The sequence below is a fragment of the uncultured Sulfuricurvum sp. genome (assembly GCF_937936435.1).
In the GTDB taxonomy this organism is placed as follows: domain Bacteria; phylum Campylobacterota; class Campylobacteria; order Campylobacterales; family Sulfurimonadaceae; genus Sulfuricurvum.
Genome location: NZ_CALDDG010000104.1, coordinates 1 through 1617, shown reverse-complemented (window position 1 = coordinate 1617; position 1617 = coordinate 1). Strand labels below are relative to the sequence as shown.

Genomic DNA, 1617 nt, shown 5'->3' with positions numbered 1-1617 from the left:
ATCGCCAAGCATATCCTCGTTTTCATCTTCTTCATGCCTCGGATCGTGTGCTCTTCAAATCCATAACTCCGATCTAATCGACTATTCACTCGTTCGACCGCGCTTCGATATCGGTACTCGCGGGCCCACTTGTAGCTGGACCTGGCCACGGACGTAAACATCCGCCGATTCTCGGTCAATGGAATCCACACACTTTTCCCGCAATGGCGGCACTCGCTCTGACTTGCGCAACTCATCCCGTAGTGCTTCATCGGACACAGATATTTCAAACTCCGTCGCCTCTTGTCATACCCTCCAAACGCCATTGCTTGATGGGTCCGCGTCTTCATGCAGTAGCAATACACCGTCCCTCGATAATCATGCACGATGTTGTCTCCGTCGTAGGCATGAAACTGTCTCGTCGTCGGTTCGTTCGGCTGTTCGAGCCCTTCATTCCCCTCTGATCGCCAGCAATTCCGAATATCGATGATCGGATGTATCCCATGCCGATCATAAACGTCTCGGATCAATTCCGTGGAATCATATCCTTTGTCCGCTGTCAGATACTGCGCTCGCCGGGCGATCGATTCGTGACGCTTCGAATAGTCATCCAGCATCGGCATCATCTGCGTGACATCCGATTCCGCCCCGGATGTCACCGTATACCCGATCGGCAGTTCATACTCTGAATCCACCAACAGGTGCAGCTTGTAGCCATACCAATGCGTCACTTTCTTCCAGATCTCCCCATTCCCTCGGACTCCCGTATAGGTCTTCGTTCCCCACCTCGCGTCCAGATCCCTCCGTCCATCCACTTCCGTCTTCTTCGTCGGCTTCCCATACGACTGGATCGCTTTCGAGTCCATCGCCAACCGCTTCCCCAGATCCGGCAATACCTCCCCAAGACGCCCCACCAATTCCTCAAATATCCCCTCAATCTCGTCCCCCAATCCCTCGAATGACCGCCGAAACCGCGTAAACGCTTCCGCCGGTGGTACCGCATCAGCCCCTCGAAATGGATCAAAACCGCAGACCTGACGCAGTTCTGCATTCCGCGCTAACTCCCGCCGTAAACTCTCGATGCTCGGATGCTGATACACAATCCCCGCGATCAGCGCATTCCACATCGGGCGAATCGGATAATCGTTCCGGCCATGTTTCCGCTTCGCTTCCAGTTTTACCATCAGCGCTTCATCCGGAATGACACTCAGTACCAACTCGAGTCGGCTCAAATCCGACTCCGCATCTATCTCTTGCCAACTGAATAAATTTCGGGTAATCTTTGCCATGGTGCACCTCGTTTAACTCATTGATATTAAAGCATTTTGCCGTGCTTTTATCAAGCAGGTGCACCTCTTTTTTTTGCCCTGCCTCGCCGTGGGGTGAATTTTTAAAGATCCATCCCCTCTAATCGATACCCATTCTCCCTCACACCTCCAATCAGCTTCATGACCATTCAATCCTGTCCCTCATCAATCAACTCATCAATCCCCTTCTCCGTATGAATCAAGACAATTCAATATCCTGCGATCATGATCGCTGGTCACTTGGCTCAAATCCGTCAATCGGGGTAAAGATTTCGGGGCGTATCCTTATCCGCCTTGTTCTTCAATGCTTGGCAGACATCTCAAATGGCTC

1 protein-coding gene is annotated in these 1617 nt (G+C 51.9%); it reads right to left on the bottom strand.

Annotation, left to right across the window (positions count from 1 at the left end):
• On the bottom strand, positions 1–1268 hold a 1268-nt coding region (locus tag Q0389_RS09895), incomplete at its 3' end, for a transposase (RefSeq protein WP_298693847.1).
• Between the last annotated feature and the right edge of the window lie 349 nt (positions 1269–1617).